Origin of the sequence: Aequorivita soesokkakensis (assembly GCF_001641085.1) — a bacterium.
In the GTDB taxonomy this organism is placed as follows: domain Bacteria; phylum Bacteroidota; class Bacteroidia; order Flavobacteriales; family Flavobacteriaceae; genus Aequorivita; species Aequorivita soesokkakensis.
The window spans coordinates 169,081-185,390 of record NZ_LXIE01000050.1; the positions used below are offsets into that span (position 1 = coordinate 169,081).

Sequence of the window (16,310 nt, forward strand, 5' to 3'; positions counted from 1 at the left end):
AGTTTTTTGGATTTGATATATTTGATATTCTCCCCATCGTCCTCCATAGTTTCTTAGTACACCGAAGCTTTAGCATAGGTGTATAGCGAAGGAGGGCATCGTCCCCCGACATAGTATTCCGAAGCTCTTAGTGCTCCGAAGCCGCGGCACAGGAGTATAGCCTAGGGATAAGTTATTGCAAATAACGTATGGGGGCAGTTAATTATCTCAATGCGATTTCCCGTAATGGGATTGAAGTACTATTGTATTATATTTGAAAACCTAACAAAATAGGCATTGCTTAATAATTGATTAAAGACTATACAAAACTCCTCATGTCAGAAAACCAAAAACAACAATACCTCAAACAAACTCTCTGGAATATTGCAAATGAACTGCGTGGCAATATGGATGCAGACGATTTTAGAGATTATATACTAGGCTTTATATTTTACAAATACCTGAGCCGAAAAATGGAGAGCTACGCAAACGTTATTTTAGAGCCTGATGGTTTAAGTTATAATACAGTTGAAACACATAAAGATGCCGAAGCCCTGCTAGAAGCAATTAGGTATGAAGCTCTAGACAAACTGGGCTATTTTTTAAAGCCTAGTGAACTGTTTAGCGAACTTGCAAGACGTGGTAATGCGGGCGGTAAAAACAATTTTATTTTGGGCGACCTTGCCAATGTACTTACAAGCATTGAGCAAAGCACCATGGGGAGCGAAAGCGAAGACGATTTTGGCAACCTCTTTGAAGACCTCGATTTAACCAGCAGTAAACTTGGCAAAACCGAAGACGCCAAAAACGAGCTAATCGTAAAAGTACTTACCCATCTTGAAGGCATTGATTTTGACTTAGAAAACAGCGACAGCGATATATTGGGCGATGCCTACGAGTATTTAATAGGGCAATTTGCAAGTGGCGCTGGCAAAAAAGCAGGCGAGTTTTACACACCCCAACAAGTTTCAAAAGTATTGGCTAAACTGGTGACAACCAATAAAACCAAACTGAAAAGTGTGTATGACCCTACCTGTGGCTCTGGCTCATTATTGTTGCGGGTAGCTAAAGAAGTAAAAGAAGTAGGTGCCTTTTACGGGCAGGAAAGCAACCCGACCACCTACAACTTGTGCCGTATGAATATGATAATGCACAACGTACACTACAAACGTTTTGATATTTATAATGAAGACACTCTAGTAAACCCAAGCCCAAACCATATAGACAAACGTTTTGAAGCCATAGTGGCAAACCCGCCATTTTCGGCAAATTGGAGTGCTAGCCCTTTGTTTATGAGCGACGATAGGTTTTCGGCTTATGGGAAACTTGCCCCAAAAAGCAAAGCAGATTTTGCCTTTGTGCAACATATGGTACATCAATTGGATGAAAACGGAACCATGGCTTGCGTATTACCGCACGGCGTATTGTTTCGTGGCGCGGCAGAAGGACATATTCGTAAGTTTTTAATAAAAGACAAAAACTACCTAGACGCCGTTATTGGCCTGCCAGCAAACATATTTTTTGGCACTGGCATCCCCACCTGTATTTTGGTACTCAAAAAAGATAGAAATACTAATGCAGAGCGCAGTAAAAGCATATTATTTATAGACGCCAGCCAACATTTTGAAAAAGTCAAAACCCAAAATGTATTGCAGGAAGAGCATATAGAAAAAATAGTAAACACCTATCGAACCTACTGTCATGCTGAGCCTGTCGAAGCATCTAAAGCCGCAATAGACAAGTACAGCCACGTAGCCACATTGGCTGAGGTTAAGGAAAACGACTACAACCTAAACATACCGCGCTATGTAGATACTTTTGAAGAAGAAGAACCCATAGATTTAAGCAGAGTAGTAGCAGAACTAAAAGAGATTGCTGCCCAAAGCCGAAGCACAGACGCTACCATTGCAGATTATTGTAAGCAGTTAAACATAGAAACTCCTTTTTAATGACGCTACTAACTGAAACAAGCCCTCGTTGCGAGCACAAAGGACGAAGCAACCTCATCACGCAAACAAGCCGTCGTTGCGAGGAGGCACGACGAAGCAACCTCAACATGCAAGCACCAACCAAACCAAAAAAACCAATGACCCAATGAAAGCAAAACAATTAAAACCACAATTGCGCTTTCCTGAGTTTGAAGGGGAATGGGAAGAGAAAAGGTTAGGTCAAGTAACTAAGTACACAAAGGGGTATGCTTTTAAATCAAAGGACTATAAGATTGAAGGAAAAAGAATTATTAGAGTTTCTGATTTAGGAGCAAACTATATAAAGCAGGATAATGAGAAAGTCTATATAGATTTTTCTGAAGAAGTTAAGTATGAAAAATATTCTTTAAAAAAGAATAATATCATAATAACAACTGTTGGCTCTAAACCAGATATGCTAGAATCCGCTGTAGGTAGAGGAATCTTTATAATTAATGACGATGAGGGTTTGTTAAATCAAAACATGTTGAAATTTGAAAATATTGATAAAATATCTAATAAATTTTTAATAGGTTTTATAAATAGCGATAGATATCAATATTTTATAAAAGGAATTGCGAGAGGAAATGCAAATCAATCGAATATTACTGTTGTAGATTTGCTAACATATAAAATCAACCTTCCCACCCTCCCAGAACAACAAAAAATAGCAAGTTTTTTAACTGCGGTAGATACCAAACTACAGCAACTAAGCACCAAAAAGGAACTGCTGGAACAATACAAAAAAGGCGTGATGCAGCAGCTTTTTAGCCAGCAATTGCGGTTTAAACAGGATGACGGGAGTGATTTTGGGGATTGGGAGGAGAAGAAGTTGGGGGAGATGTTTAAAATCAACGCAGGAGGAGATGTTAAACAAGAAAATGTAAGTTTAGAAAAAAACGATAAATTTAAATATCCTATTTACGCTAATTCAGAAAAAAACAAAGGATTGTATGGATATTCCGATTTGTATAAAATAGATTTTGAATGTGTTACAGTTACTGGTCGTGGAGCTTTAGGTGTTGCACATGCTAGAACTGAAAAGTTTTATCCAATAGTAAGATTATTAGTTTTAAAACCTAAAAAGAAGAGTAATGTTGTTTTTTTTGAAAACCTGATAAATCAAATTAATATTTTTCCAGAAAGTACGGGAGTGCCACAATTAACAGGTCCTCAGATATCTATTTATAAAATTAGGTTCCCTAGTTACGAAGAGCAACAAAAAATAGCCAGTTTTTTAAGTGCGCTAGATGCAAAAATAGAAACGGTACAAACACAACTAGAAAAAACGCAGCAGTTTAAAAAGGGCTTGTTGCAGGGGATGTTTGTGTGATTGCTTCGGCATGTTGCTTTGGCGTTCCGCCAAGCAAAACCCCTCGCAGTGACAGTCACTGCGAGGACGAAGGACGAAGCAGACTCACACACCCCAGCGCAAGTAACGTGGGATTGCTTCGGCTTGCAGCCGAAACAATTCCACCTCGCAATGACTGAAACAAACCTTCCTTGCCAGGAGGTATGTTAACAAAAGTAAAATGAAACATAACCGTCACTGCGAGGACGAAGGACGAAGCAGATGAAACCAGGATACGTTTACATAGTGACTAATAAAAACAACACCACGCTTTACATTGGTGTAACGTCTAATTTAAAACAGCGTATTTCGCAGCATAAAGAAAAGTATTATAAAAAATCGTTCACTGCCAGATACAATTGTGATAAATTAGTTTATCACGAAGCACACCAACAAATAGGCGATGCCATTGCAAGAGAAAAGCAATTAAAGGGTGGTAGCAGGGCTAAGAAAATAGCTTTGATAGAAAGTATAAATCCAAATTGGAATGATTTATTTAACGACCTTTAAAATATGACCAAACAATCTGAACTTCAACTAGAAAATAATCTAATTAAACAATTAGTAGGTTTGGGTTATAAGACTGTTGCTATTTCAGATGGTGATGGTTTGTTGTCAAATTTAAAAACACAGTTAGAGGCATTCAACAATACCGTATTTAATGCAAGGGAGTTTGAAACTATCTTAAACCATCTAGCAAAAGGCAATGTTTTTGAAAAAGCAAAAACCTTGCGCGACCGTTTCAACATAACCAGAGATAACGGCGATAGCTTTTATGTGCGCTTTTTTAATAATGAAGATTATGCAACAAACTTATTTCAAGTAACCAACCAAATAGCCCAAGAAGGCACTTATAAAAACAGGTATGACATTACGCTTTTAGTAAATGGTTTGCCTTTGGTGCAAATAGAGTTAAAGCGTAGAGGTTTAGAAATTAAAGAAGCTTTTAATCAGATCAACAGGTATCAGCGCCATTCGTTTTGGTCTAATCACGGCTTGTTTCAATACGTACAATTGTTTGTAATAAGCAACGGCGTAAATACAAAGTATCTAGCCAATAATAAGTTGCAATCAGTAAAACAAACCTTCTTTTGGGCAGACCACAACAATAAAAATATCACAGATTTAACTGAATTTGCAGCTGCCTTTTTAAACCCAAACCACTTGGGTAAAATGATTGCCAAATACATAGTCCACAACCAAACCCATAAAATATTAATGGTGTTGCGCCCTTATCAATTTTACGCCACAGAGCATATAGTAAACCAAGTTGCCACGAGTAATGAAAATGGTTATATATGGCACACCACAGGTTCTGGTAAAACCTTAACATCGTTTAAAGCCAGCCAGCTTATTATGGATTTGCCAGGCGTTCACAAAGTAGTGTTTGTGGTGGATAGGAAAGACTTGGATTATCAAACCATGCTAGAGTTTAATAGCTTTAAAAAAGACAGTGTAGATGTTACAAACAATACAAAGTCGCTGGTAAGGCAATTAACGGACGATTCTAAATTGGTATTAACAACCCTTCAAAAATTGAACAATGCCATTTCTAAAGTAAAATATGAAAAGGGCCTAACCCATTTACAAGATAAAAAAGTGGTCTTTATTTTTGATGAATGCCACAGAAGTCAGTTTGGGAATACGCATAAAGACATCACCGAGTATTTTAAAAGTAGTCAGCTTTTCGGGTTTACAGGAACGCCTATTTTTAGGGATAACGCCTCTAAAAATGATTTAGGAAAACGCACTACCAAAGATTTGTTTGGAAAGTGCTTGCATAAATATGTAATTACAGATGCCATTAAAGATCAAAACGTGCTGCGTTTTGGAATAGAATACATTGGCAGATACAAGCAAAAAAGCAATACGTTTATAGATATAGAAGTAGAAGATATTGATACTGCCGAAGTGTTTGCAGATGAAAAGCGTTTAGAAAAAATTGCAGATTACATAATTGCCTATCACAATCAGAAAACATTTGGTAAAGACTATTCTGCCTTGTTTGCGGTAAGTAATATTGAAACCCTAATTAAGTATTACGATATCTTTAAACGCAAAAAAGAAGCAGGCGAGCATGATTTGCGTATTGCAACTATTTTTTCCTACGGAACCAATGAAGACGATGAAGACGCACAGGATTTCATGCCAGATGATGATTTTTATGTAGCTGGCGAACCAGATAAGAACTATAAAACAAGTCATAGCCGCGACAAGCTAGATGAATATATTATTGACTATAATACAATGTATAACACTAGTTTCTCAACAAAAGACAGTCAGCAGTTTGAAAACTATTTTAAAGACATTAGCAAGCGTTTAAAGGAACGTGAAAAAACATCTTTTCAAGATAAAGACAGGTTAGATATTGTAATAGTAGTTAATATGATGCTTACTGGCTTTGATGCTAAAAAGGTAAATACATTGTACGTAGATAAAAACCTAAAGTATCACGGTTTAATACAATCATACTCTAGAACAAATAGGATTTTAGGCGAGCAGAAATCGCAAGGAAATATTTTGAGTTTCAGAAACCTTAAAAAAGCAACAGACGAAGCTATTACCTTGTTTTCCAATAAAGAAGCAATAGAAGAAATAATAATGCCACCGTATGAATCAATTGCCGAAAAATTTGATGAGGCTTTAAAAAACCTATTAGCGATTGTTCCCACCTATCAAAGTGTTGATGATTTGTTGAGTGAAGAAGATGAATTAAAGTTTGTAAAAGCCTTTAGAAGTTTACTGCGTGCAAAAAACGTTTTGGAATCGTACACAGATTTTGAATGGGAAGATTTAGGAATAGATGAGCAAACCTTTGAAAATTACCAGAGCAAATATTGGGATTTACACGACAAAGTAAAGCAGGACAACGCAAAACATAAAACATCTATTCTTGATGATATAGATTTTGAATTAGAATTAATACATCGCGACCAAATTAATGTAGCTTATATTTTACAGCTATTAGCAAAACTTAAAGAAGCTAAAACAACAGATGCCAAAGCACAGAAAAAAGCAATAATAGATATGCTTTCTGGCGATGTAGAGCTGCGTAGCAAAAGAGAACTTATTGAAAAATTTATAGAAGAAAACCTGCCTTACATTAGTGATGTGGATACTATTCAAGATGAGTTTGAACGTTTTTGGCACGAAGAAAAAATCCTCTCATTATCAAAAATATGCGAAGAAGAAAATCTAGACAAAGCACAGTTTAAAGCTTTGATAGAAAGCTACACAACCTACGGCCGTGAACCCTTACGCGATGACATATTTAAATGCTTAGACAATAGACCAAGCATCTTAAAAGCAAGAGAAGTTGGCGAACGTATTTTAGATAAAATGAAGGAGTTTGTGCAAGTGTTTGTGCAGGGGATGACGGGATAAACTAAATCAATGACGCAAGCTTACAGTGCGTGCCATATAGCTTATGAGGTAGGATTGGCATACCGTAGTATAAACTATTTTAATAATTATAACATTGTTCTCTCAAACTCTAATAACCACTGCTCCCGAAAATATTTTAAAATCAAAAGTATATACTATTCACTCTCTGGTGAATCAAGATAGAAAATATAATTATAAAAAGGAACTCCCAAACAATAGTGGTTGTTATGCATTTTGGTGGATTAATAACTGTCCGGAACTGAGAGGCATTTTAAAAAACGCGCAATATTATATTAAACTTTCACACAAAAAATATAACTGCGATGAGGATCATTTTGAGAAAATACAGTTTACGAATGAATGGATAGATGCCTCTACTCACCAAGTTGTAATTAATGACCGTACTGTTGATGCTATTTGCCTATATGTTGGTAAATCCACAAATATGCGTAATAGGGTTCAGGCACATCTAAAGCTTAATGTTGATGATATATGGAAGAAAATTGAGGTAAAGAAAAATGCGCCATATACTGCTAAAAGGTTGCGCGAAGTAAAGTTTGGTTTTGGGCAAAAGCCTAATACAGTCTCACAGCTTAGAATAGGGTTAGAAAGAGTTTTCAATGCCCATTGTGTTGATGTAATCCTTAAAAATGTAGCCCTAAGTTGGATGCCGCTTAATAAAGAACAGAATAACTTGGTCAATCGTTTTTATATTGAAGATAAACTAGTTTCTTGTTTATTCCCATTGTTTAATATAGATGCCGAGCGCTAACCTTATCTCCTCGCTGGCACCATTGTCCCTATCTTGACCTTATATATAAATATCATATCCAACAATCCTTTGTCCTCCGTAGCTCTTGTATTCTAAAACTTCAGCGTTAGAAGTATAGCATACGAATATAACGTAGGAGGAAACAATCCAACAGTCCAAAAAAAAACCTCCCCAAGTCGTCACTAAGGGAGGTTTCACTTTTAGCTAAAAATACTACCCAGTAGTAGCCACTTTCATGGCGTTCCCTTGGGCCAGTTCATACATAGCACCATTCACCTCTTGGTAAAAAATGATACCAGTACCCACAAACAGCTCCGAGGTTGCTGGAATGCTTCCCAATGAAGATAGATCAACCACAAGCGTAGTATCGCTGCCCACCATACCGCTCAACGGTATATCGGGGCTAAAGCTAACGCCGCCACGGCCATCCACACTTTCATCATCGGGCACATAACTGTCCAGAGTAGCATTGTAAAAATAATTGCTCACATACCCAGCGGCAAGCACCAACCTGCAGTGCGTCGCCCCTTCTGGTATGGTTATATAGGCATCAATGCTAAAATCCGGTACAACCCATGTCGCCTCGTCCCGTGCCACGTTCACCGTCGGGGGTGAAGAAGGCGCCGAAAATTGAGAGTCAAAAGGAGTAGAGGTATTAAACTCAAAACCCTTCAGTTGGTCTCCAAAAGTCACCAGGTTAAAGTCACGTTCTCCGCGAAGGCCAGAGCCACTGCGGTTTATCCGTTTCATAAAACGGTTTAGGCGTGCCCCCATATAGGTGTCCGCCATGGTCTTGGTTATTCCGGAAAATGCTTCCCGAAAAGCCTTCCCAACGCGGGAAGCCCCACCAAACTCACGCATGTTTTCGCGTGTACGTCTAAAAGCAGAATCGCTCAAGATCTTGCTCTTTGAAAGACTAGTTTGCGATTTCACGAGGTTTTCCCCGTCTTGCATATAGAAGGTCATACCATCTATGGTACCCTCCAACTTAATAAAAGATTTATTTCGTGCCATAGCTTAAAGTTTTAGGGTATCCCGGTACTATGGCAAATAAATACCAAGACACCAGATTACACATAAGATAAAACCCAAAGGCTTATCCGTTAAAATAAATCAAATTAAATAGTGGGGAGAATAAAAATTCAACGTTGAAACAATAAACCCAAAAGCCTCTAGAGTACATACTTTTGAAAGTATTGCCTTACAAAGCTATAAAATAAAAATTATAAAATCAAAATAAAATAACATAAAAATTTAGAGCATTCATTTTTTAAAAATCATAATATTGAATATAATGCAAAAAATTAACAGTTTGCCGGCAATTGTTTAAAATATCCGCAAGACCACTTGAATATGAATTTAAAATAATGAAACAAAATCACCCAAAAAAAAATTGAAAAAAAAAGCATTGCCAGCCTCAAAATAATCCCCAAAACCGAGAATTATTAAAACCGAAGAGTTTCCAGAAAGAATAAAATCCAAATCGGAAATGCGTTTTTCCAATTAGACTTTTCGTTTGTTTTGATATCAAGAAAAAATGAAAATAATTAAAAAAAAAAGAGTCAACAGATACCTAAGGTTTACCTAAAGGATAAGTAAGGTTTACTTAAGGTTTACTTAAGGTCATGGTAAGTTAATTCCTACAAATAATAACTTACAAATAAATGTTTTAAATGATGAAATAAAAGCCCTCATGCGCTTTGCTGAAAAGCGCAGCATTATAGCTAAAAACAATTTAGACCAATCTTTTATTTCTTAAAGCAATACCAGAACCAGATTTTAAATACCGTTCAAAATCGTAAGCCTTTTGTTTGTTGGCAAAAAGAGAAAGGTGAAAAAGTGTTATAGGTAGTTTATCTTTCGTAAAAGATACTTCGCCTTTGTTATGCGCAATTAGCCTTGTCTCGATATTAGTGGTATATCCTGTATAATATTGCCCATTTGCACATTTAAGAATATACACGGCGTAGGGTAGTTCCATAATTTATAGATTTATAATTATGGGGAGATTTATAAAGTTAAGAAATAAATCTTACTCTCTTACGCTTCTCATAAACTTGAAGCTACGAAGAGCGTAGGCGCAAGCCCTCACACGGAACCATTAATGATTGTACTGAATATACGCTGAAGCTACGGAGAGCGAAGGATAAGCCCCCCTACGCTTTGCTGAAAACGCAAAGCTTCGGAATAGAAGTGGACTGCGTCCACCGAAGCCCTCACACGAAACCATTAATGATTGTACTGAATATAAAAAGCCCCCCTACGCTTTGCTGAAAAACGCAAAGCTACGGAGGGCGAAGGTGGAGCCGGAGGGATTCGAACCCTCGTCCAAACGCGCAATTATACTGCCTTCTACATGCTTAGTTTTCATTTAGGTTTTCGTGGGCTTGCCGGTCGAAAACTACCAACGCACCCCTTAGCTTTACTTGAGCTTCACAAGAGCATCAAAGCACTACTCTTGCTAGGTTTACTTTTACGAAGCCACTATATCAACCGCCGCAAACCAAGGCCGTTGAGTGACTTCCTGCTTGCCCACCTTGTGGGCCGAGGCACATCCTACTGTAATTCGGATTATGCAGCTAGGGCGTAGTTATTCTCGCCGTTTAAAAAGTGTGAAATATGATATTAACGAGCTATATCCCAGCGCTCGGCATGCTTACAATACAATTAGACCCGCTGTCAAAACCAGTCGGCCCCTTTTTCAATGAACAATTAGCAATAAAGTATACTTATTGACAAAACCTATCAAAGTGAGTTCTCCTTCGCTAAAGCTTCGGAGAGCGGGGGCAAAGATACATGAAAAACCCTATCTTTGCCACCGCAATTAACCATTCAAAAAACATACCAAATGCCCATAACCTTTGCCATCATCAAAGAACGTAAAACCCCGCCAGATCGTCGGGTGGTTTTTTCACCGGAAAAGTGCCAAGAAGTCATAAAACAATTCCCCGAGGCACGGATAATCGTGGAAGCTTCAGATATTCGCATCTTCCCGGATGATGCCTACCGCGAAGCAGGGTTTGAGGTAGTGAATGATGTTTCCCATGCAGATGTGATGCTTGGCGTAAAAGAGGTGCCCGTGGATGCATTGATTCCGAATAAAAAATACTTCTACTTTAGCCATACCATAAAGAAACAGCCTTACAACCGAAAGCTGTTAAAGGCAATGCTTGCTAAAAACATTGAAATGTTTGACCACGAAACCATCGTGAATGCAGACAAGCATAGGCTTATTGGGTTTGGCTATTACGCAGGTTTGGTGGGAGCCTACAATGGTTTTAGAGGCTTGGGATTGCGCGATAATCTCTTCACACTTCCCAAAGTGGAACACCTTCCAGATCTGGAAGCCGTAAAGGCCGAGCTGGATAAAATCACCCTGCCGAACATTAAGATTATTCTTTCAGGAACTGGAAAAGTTACCAGAGGGGCAAAGGAGATATTGGATCATTTAAAAATTAGGGAAGTTACCGATGCCGATTATCTTTCCAAGGATTATAACGAACCCGTTTATTGCTTGATAGACGTTTCGGAATACAACAAACGCAAGGATGGTCGCGCCTTTGACAAAAATGAATTTTATGAAGACCCATCCGACTACGAAAGTGATTTTATGAAGTATGCCAAAGTGAGCGATGTTTTCTTCACAGGCCACTTTTATGGCAATGGCGCTCCCTATCTTTTCACAAGGGAAGATGCCAAAAGCCCAGACTTTAAAATAAACCTGGTAGCCGATATCTCCTGCGATGTTGATGGCCCCATAGCCTGCACCCTTCGGGCTTCCACCATTGCAGATCCGTTTTACGGGTACGACCCCAAAACGGAAAGCGAAACAACTTTTGACGCTCCGGGTGCAATCACCGTTATGGCCGTTGACAACCTGCCTTGCGAACTGCCAAAGGATGCCAGCGAAGGCTTTGGCGATATGTTCTTGGACAACGTGATTCCGGCCTTCTTTAATGGGGATGCTGATGGTATTTTGCAACGTGCCAGAATTACTACCCAAGACGGGAATCTCACTCCCAGATTTGCATATTTAAAGGATTATGTGGAAATTGCCGACTAACAAATTAACTTTTTGTTAACGATTATGCCGGGGATACATAATGACAAAAATGCACAAATGGCACTGGTCACTGGAGCCGCTTCAGGATTGGGGTTTGAATTGGCATTGCTTTTGGCCAAGGATGGATACTCTCTTATATTGGTTGATGTAAATGCCGAAAAATTGCAGGAAGCGCAAAACGAAATAGAGGCGCTTTATCCCACTCAAATACAAATACTGCACAAAGATCTGAGCCAACAGAATGTGGCGGAAGAAATATTCCAGGCGCTTGATGGCAAAAACGTAAATGTACTCATCAATAATGCAGGCTTTGGCATCTACGGAAGCTTTAACGATACCGATTGGGAACGCGATTTGGCAATGCTAAATCTGCACGTAATTACCACTACACATTTAACAAAATTAATCTTAAAGGGAATGGTTGCCCGTGGCAGTGGAATGATATTGAATATGTCATCCCTAGCTGCCTTTCAGCCGGGACCATTAATGTCTTTATACTACGCTTCCAAGGCGTATATTCTCTCCTTTTCGGAAGCTATTGCCAACGAACTAAAAGGTACGGGGGTTACCGTTACCGCACTATGCCCGGGCCAGACCAGGACCTGTTTTCAGGAAGTGGTATCAAATGGGGCAAAGGCATCGGAAAATAGAATAAACTTCAATATTGCTTGCCCCAAAGAAGTTGCTGAATACGGATATGAAGCAATGAAAAAGGGAAAAGTAGTGGCCATTCCCGGTAACTTTAACAAGTTTCTGTCAAAGCTCCCGCGCTTTGTCCCCAGGCGAACAGCCACTGCCATTATAAGAAAGATTCAGGAAAAGAATCGCGACCAATAGCGTTATAATTTCTTAAGCTGAATAGGCTCCTCAGATTGTATTTTCACCAAGCTTGCAAAAAACTGTTTTAAGGCTGGATAGGCTTCCGTTGGAAAACTTGGGTTGTTAAGTTTTACGCTTAATCTCACATTTATCTTGCTGCCGGAAACATCATACACCACAGAAAGCTCCCCATCGTTTTCAGGCAGTTTAAGCGATTTGTTTTCGGGCACCTTGACGATTTCGTATTGGTCCTTCACATCAATGGAAACCAAATAATTGTTCATAACAGGAATCCCAAAATCTATGGGATATTGGCGCGTTTCCTTGGTAAAGGGGTTTTCGGAAAAATAGGTCTCCATCAAAAAAGGAAATACAAATAGTTTATCGCCCACTGGCTGTTCATGTACGGTAATATCATAGGTTTCCTTATAAGGCTGCTCCAGATCTTTCTCGTTTTCAATTTGCAGGTTTGTGATGTCCAGCGTTTCGTTTCTACTCTGTTTTCTTTTTATAATATCTTCTTTATTGCGATTGTTGTTCTCCCTTCGCATCGGTACGGCAATATAGCCTGTTGAAACCTCATTCACCTTTCCGGAAAATAGCCCTTTGTCGTCTGCGGCCAGTTGCATGTTCACGTAATGCATGTTTTTATTTATAGGAACAATAGGCTCCCAAAAACTGCCTTTTTTAAAGTCCATTACACGGCCTTGTGGGCAGAGGTCACGGAAAGGCAATACACCAAACGGAGTGTATTTGTCGGTAGCATCCAAAAGGTAGGTTTCGTCCCCAATTTTAAGATAGACAAGGGCATAGATGAAATCGTTCAAAACAGGGTATTGCATCGTGGGCTGTCTAAAATCGCGGGTAGTGATAAGCATAATCTTGGCATCAATGCCCGCAGCATCCAGAGCATTTATAAGGGCGAGATTTATTTCGGAACTGTTGCCCGACTTGCGTTCAAAGGCTTCCTTCACGCGTACCTCTGAAAAAATCCGGTATTTGCCGTCCCAAGCCATTTGGTTCTGAATGTAATAATAGATGGCTTTGGCTTTTTCCAATTGCCCTTGGGTATTCATAATATTTGCAGGGATTGCATCCTTAAAATACCCGGAATACTTAAGCTGTCGCCCTAAATCCTTGTCGTATTTAAACACGTTGTCCACATCGTCCCAGCTTTTGGTATAGAGGTGTTTATCGCCTCTAAAATCAAGAAATTCAATCATTTCATAACCCATTCCGGAAACGTAGTTTTCCAAAGCGAGCATATATTTCTCCTCTTTTACGGCTGGCACATGCTTCATGGCATAGGTAGCTGCCTCACAATCGGCATTAACACCATAACCGGGAAGCGTGAAACAGTTTTTTACTATTTCGGCATTGTTGATGTCGAGTTTTTTTGGACCGTAAAGCGTACGGTTGTAACGCATATTGCCAGGGATTTTGGTATATAGTTCTGAATATATTTTTGGCATATTCCCCTGAAATTGCCAGTTCCCGAAATTTGAAAAGAAAAAGGATTCCTTGCGGTAGGAATATTCCAAAATGCTTCCATCTTTTATATTGGGAAAGGTGAACTTTTTAATGGACCAACGTGGATACTCGTCAACGGTGAAAATATCCTTGTCTGCAAGAAACGTTTTTAATGCGCCATTGTGGCTAATCACCTTTATATTTTTAATTTCCTCACTGTTGTTTTTTTGACTGTAATAGGGAATTTCAATGGTTGCATTCTCAAAGCGTTTGGCGTCAAAAACTTTAATTTTCACGTGTACTTCCTTTGCAATCATAATTGACCCATCATAAATATCCAAAAAATTGTTGGCGCGTTCATAGAGCACAACGGCTGGCGCCTCAGGGTCTGGGGTGTAATGGTCCATTGCAAATTCCTCGGGAAGCGGTTCCCCAAAAGTGGGCACGGGAGGCGGGGTTTGGGCGTATGAAAAAAGAGATATTGAAAAACAGGCTATTAAAAGTAGGTTTTTGATTTGCATCTTATATTTTTTTAAGAATAATGGATTCTTTTTTTAGTATGGTAAGCATAGTGCCGAAATACTCTTTAAGCGATTGGTAGGCATCTGGAGGGAAATTATAGGCGGCGAGCTTCATATTGAAACGGATGTTTATTTTATTGCCTTCGGCAACATAGGTAACAGAACATTCGCCATCTTCTCGGGGAAGCTTTATACTTCGGCTTTTTGGCAGTTGTTCCACTTCGTAAACATTGCCCAAATCTATGGAAATTAGATAAGTGTTCGTAAAAGGAAAACCAAAATCCATGGGGTAGCTGCGCTCCTTCATTTTGAAAGGGTTTTCATTAAGGTATGTTTTGTTGAAAAAAGGATAGAGAATTATCTTGTCTCCAACTATTTCGGGCTCTATGGTAATGTTGTAATTTTCTTTTAAGGGTTTCTCTATGTCGCCAATATCCTCTACTTGATAGGAGTCAATCTCAATACCTGCTTTGTCCTTTTCTTCTGTTTTTATGTACTCTTCCAGATTTTCTTCTGCAATGGCGTTTCTTTTTTCGAGACCTATATAGCCATAACTTGCCTGATTTACTTTTCCGTTGAAACTGCCATTTTCATCAGCCGTTATTTGTGCGTTTGCAAAATGTATGTTTTGTTTAAAAGGAACGATGGGCATCCAATAACTTCCGTTTTTGAAATCCATCACACGACCCTGCACGTTCAAAGCCCGAAAGGGAATTACCCCGAAAGGGGCTTGTTTGTCGGTGGCGTCGAGCAATATCCTTTCGTTGTTTATCATTAATACCGCCAACACATAATTGAAGTTGGAAAGTACGGGATAGAGCTCTGTGGGCAGTCCATTATCCCGGGTAGAAAGTATGACCGATTTTGAGTGTAGGTTAGCCGCTTCAAGCGCGTTTACGAGCGAAAGGTTTATATCTGATACACTTCCTAATTTATCTTGAAACGAATCCTTGATATCATTTCCATAATTGAAATACCTGCCGTTCCAAGTATAATTGTTTTGAATAAAGCCATATACCGCTTTTGCGCGCTCCATATCATCCTGTATTTGAAGAATGGCATTTGGCAATTTTCTTTTGAAATAATTGTTTTTATTCAACTGATCTCCAAAATCCTCCCGGCTCTCAAATTGGTGGTCTACATCTTTCCACGAACGGGTGTAAACTTTTTCTTCCCCATGGAAAGGTTTATACGATACGGGTTCATAGGCAATGCGGGAAATGTAATTTCTTCGCGCCAGCATAAAACTTTCCTCTTCAAAAGATGGAATATTCTTCATTACATAAATATTAACTTCTGAATCAACATGCCCATTATTTGAAGGTATCAGGAAACCGTCTTTCTTAATGTAGTTGCTGTGATTGTCCAATTTTTTTGGACCATATAGCACTCGATTGAATTTAATATTTACGGGCAATATAGTTTGAAAGAAGCTATAGATGGTAGGCAAATTGTTCTGAAATTCCCAACCATTCATATTAAAAAAATAGGGGGTGACCAATGTGTATTTATATTCTAATATGCTTCCCTTCTGCACATTTGGGAACGTAAACTTTAGTGCTTTTCTTCCGCCAGATTTTTCAATGGTATAAAAAGCATCGTCCTGTACGGCGTCCTGTAAAATTCCATTGTGGGTAATGGCCTTATAGTCCAATAGTTCTTCTTCATAAAACCCGTTCCCCACATAATATGGAATCTCTACTGAGGAACTGCCAAATTTTGCGACATCAAACACTTTTACCTTTCTGTGTATTTCCATCACCAGCCGAAATGCAGTTCTTTTAACTATGGAAACCGCATAATAATTACCGGATTCATATAAAACCACCCCGGCAGCTTCGGGTTCGGCCTCATAACTCTTAAGTTCCAATTCCTCCTTGCTGGGCTTGCCGAATTCGTCAATGCGCCCCGATTGGGAATAGGATAGATAGAAACTTGAAAATAATAGAAGGAAGAAATATTTTTTAAGATGCATTAAGTTGTG

General features: G+C 38.9%; 12 protein-coding genes and 1 other RNA gene. 8 read left to right on the top strand and 5 right to left on the bottom strand.

The window, feature by feature from the left end; genetic code table 11:
- The first annotated feature begins 314 nt into the window (after positions 1–314).
- From A7A78_RS14380 to A7A78_RS14400, 6 genes are all read left to right on the top strand, one after another.
- Positions 315–1,928, top strand: a complete 1,614-nt coding sequence (locus tag A7A78_RS14380; RefSeq protein ID WP_068763165.1) for a type I restriction-modification system subunit M — start codon at positions 315–317, stop codon at positions 1,926–1,928.
- The gene (locus tag A7A78_RS15180) at positions 1,928–2,077 is read left to right on the top strand and encodes a hypothetical protein (protein WP_165593579.1); all 150 of its coding nucleotides are present in this window, start codon (positions 1,928–1,930) and stop codon (positions 2,075–2,077) included. Before A7A78_RS14380 ends, A7A78_RS15180 begins: the two co-directional genes overlap by 1 nt.
- Complete coding sequence (locus tag A7A78_RS14385) at positions 2,074–3,279, top strand: restriction endonuclease subunit S (RefSeq protein ID WP_068763217.1); 1,206 nt, start codon at positions 2,074–2,076, stop codon at positions 3,277–3,279. Before A7A78_RS15180 ends, A7A78_RS14385 begins: the two co-directional genes overlap by 4 nt.
- Before the next feature lie 240 nt (positions 3,280–3,519).
- Positions 3,520–3,807 (top strand): GIY-YIG nuclease family protein, encoded by a 288-nt coding sequence (locus A7A78_RS14390; protein ID WP_068763166.1) that lies wholly within the window; start codon positions 3,520–3,522, stop codon positions 3,805–3,807.
- Between the two features lie 3 nt (positions 3,808–3,810).
- The gene (locus A7A78_RS14395) at positions 3,811–6,681 is read left to right on the top strand and encodes a type I restriction endonuclease subunit R (protein WP_068763167.1); all 2,871 of its coding nucleotides are present in this window, start codon (positions 3,811–3,813) and stop codon (positions 6,679–6,681) included.
- A 94-nt stretch (positions 6,682–6,775) separates the two neighbouring features.
- The gene (locus A7A78_RS14400; RefSeq protein ID WP_068763168.1) at positions 6,776–7,453 is read left to right on the top strand and encodes a hypothetical protein; all 678 of its coding nucleotides are present in this window, start codon (positions 6,776–6,778) and stop codon (positions 7,451–7,453) included.
- Positions 7,454–7,666: 213 nt separating this feature from the next.
- Here A7A78_RS14400 and A7A78_RS14405 read toward each other — a convergent pair whose 3' ends face one another.
- From A7A78_RS14405 to ssrA, 3 genes are all read right to left on the bottom strand, one after another.
- Complete coding sequence (locus A7A78_RS14405) at positions 7,667–8,467, bottom strand: hypothetical protein (RefSeq protein ID WP_068763169.1); 801 nt, start codon at positions 8,465–8,467, stop codon at positions 7,667–7,669.
- A 721-nt stretch (positions 8,468–9,188) separates the two neighbouring features.
- Entirely contained in the window at positions 9,189–9,434 is a 246-nt protein-coding gene (locus tag A7A78_RS14410; RefSeq protein WP_068763170.1) for a GIY-YIG nuclease family protein, read from the bottom strand.
- Between the two features lie 317 nt (positions 9,435–9,751).
- Positions 9,752–10,150, bottom strand: a transfer-messenger RNA (tmRNA) gene (ssrA, locus tag A7A78_RS14415).
- Between the two features lie 157 nt (positions 10,151–10,307).
- Here ssrA and A7A78_RS14420 point away from each other — a divergent pair.
- Positions 10,308–11,516, top strand: coding sequence for an NAD(P)-dependent oxidoreductase (locus A7A78_RS14420; RefSeq protein ID WP_068763218.1), 1,209 nt, complete (start codon positions 10,308–10,310; stop codon positions 11,514–11,516).
- Between the two features lie 24 nt (positions 11,517–11,540).
- Positions 11,541–12,353: an SDR family NAD(P)-dependent oxidoreductase gene (locus tag A7A78_RS14425; RefSeq protein ID WP_068763171.1), complete on the top strand. Its 813-nt coding sequence runs from the start codon at positions 11,541–11,543 to the stop codon at positions 12,351–12,353.
- Between the two features lie 2 nt (positions 12,354–12,355).
- On the opposite strand, the gene A7A78_RS14430 is transcribed toward A7A78_RS14425, so the two are convergent.
- Together A7A78_RS14430 and A7A78_RS14435 are read right to left on the bottom strand one after the other, a co-directional pair.
- Positions 12,356–14,326 (bottom strand): transglutaminase family protein, encoded by a 1,971-nt coding sequence (locus tag A7A78_RS14430; protein WP_068763172.1) that lies wholly within the window; start codon positions 14,324–14,326, stop codon positions 12,356–12,358.
- Position 14,327: 1 nt separating this feature from the next.
- Complete coding sequence (locus tag A7A78_RS14435; RefSeq protein ID WP_068763173.1) at positions 14,328–16,301, bottom strand: DUF3857 domain-containing protein; 1,974 nt, start codon at positions 16,299–16,301, stop codon at positions 14,328–14,330.
- Positions 16,302–16,310 lie beyond the last annotated feature (9 nt).

What these genes read in the sequence shown, in the direction of transcription:
- A7A78_RS14380 (WP_068763165.1), top strand. Translation starts at nt 315, where the DNA reads ATGTCAGAAAACCAAAAACAACAATACCTCAAACAAACTCTCTGGAAT.
- A7A78_RS15180 (WP_165593579.1), top strand. Translation starts at nt 1,928, where the DNA reads ATGACGCTACTAACTGAAACAAGCCCTCGTTGCGAGCACAAAGGACGA.
- A7A78_RS14385 (WP_068763217.1), top strand. Translation starts at nt 2,074, where the DNA reads ATGAAAGCAAAACAATTAAAACCACAATTGCGCTTTCCTGAGTTTGAA.
- A7A78_RS14390 (WP_068763166.1), top strand. Translation starts at nt 3,520, where the DNA reads ATGAAACCAGGATACGTTTACATAGTGACTAATAAAAACAACACCACG.
- A7A78_RS14395 (WP_068763167.1), top strand. Translation starts at nt 3,811, where the DNA reads ATGACCAAACAATCTGAACTTCAACTAGAAAATAATCTAATTAAACAA.
- A7A78_RS14405 (WP_068763169.1), bottom strand. Translation starts at nt 8,467, where the DNA reads ATGGCACGAAATAAATCTTTTATTAAGTTGGAGGGTACCATAGATGGT.
- A7A78_RS14410 (WP_068763170.1), bottom strand. Translation starts at nt 9,434, where the DNA reads ATGGAACTACCCTACGCCGTGTATATTCTTAAATGTGCAAATGGGCAA.
- A7A78_RS14425 (WP_068763171.1), top strand. Translation starts at nt 11,541, where the DNA reads ATGCCGGGGATACATAATGACAAAAATGCACAAATGGCACTGGTCACT.
- A7A78_RS14430 (WP_068763172.1), bottom strand. Translation starts at nt 14,326, where the DNA reads ATGCAAATCAAAAACCTACTTTTAATAGCCTGTTTTTCAATATCTCTT.
- A7A78_RS14435 (WP_068763173.1), bottom strand. Translation starts at nt 16,301, where the DNA reads ATGCATCTTAAAAAATATTTCTTCCTTCTATTATTTTCAAGTTTCTAT.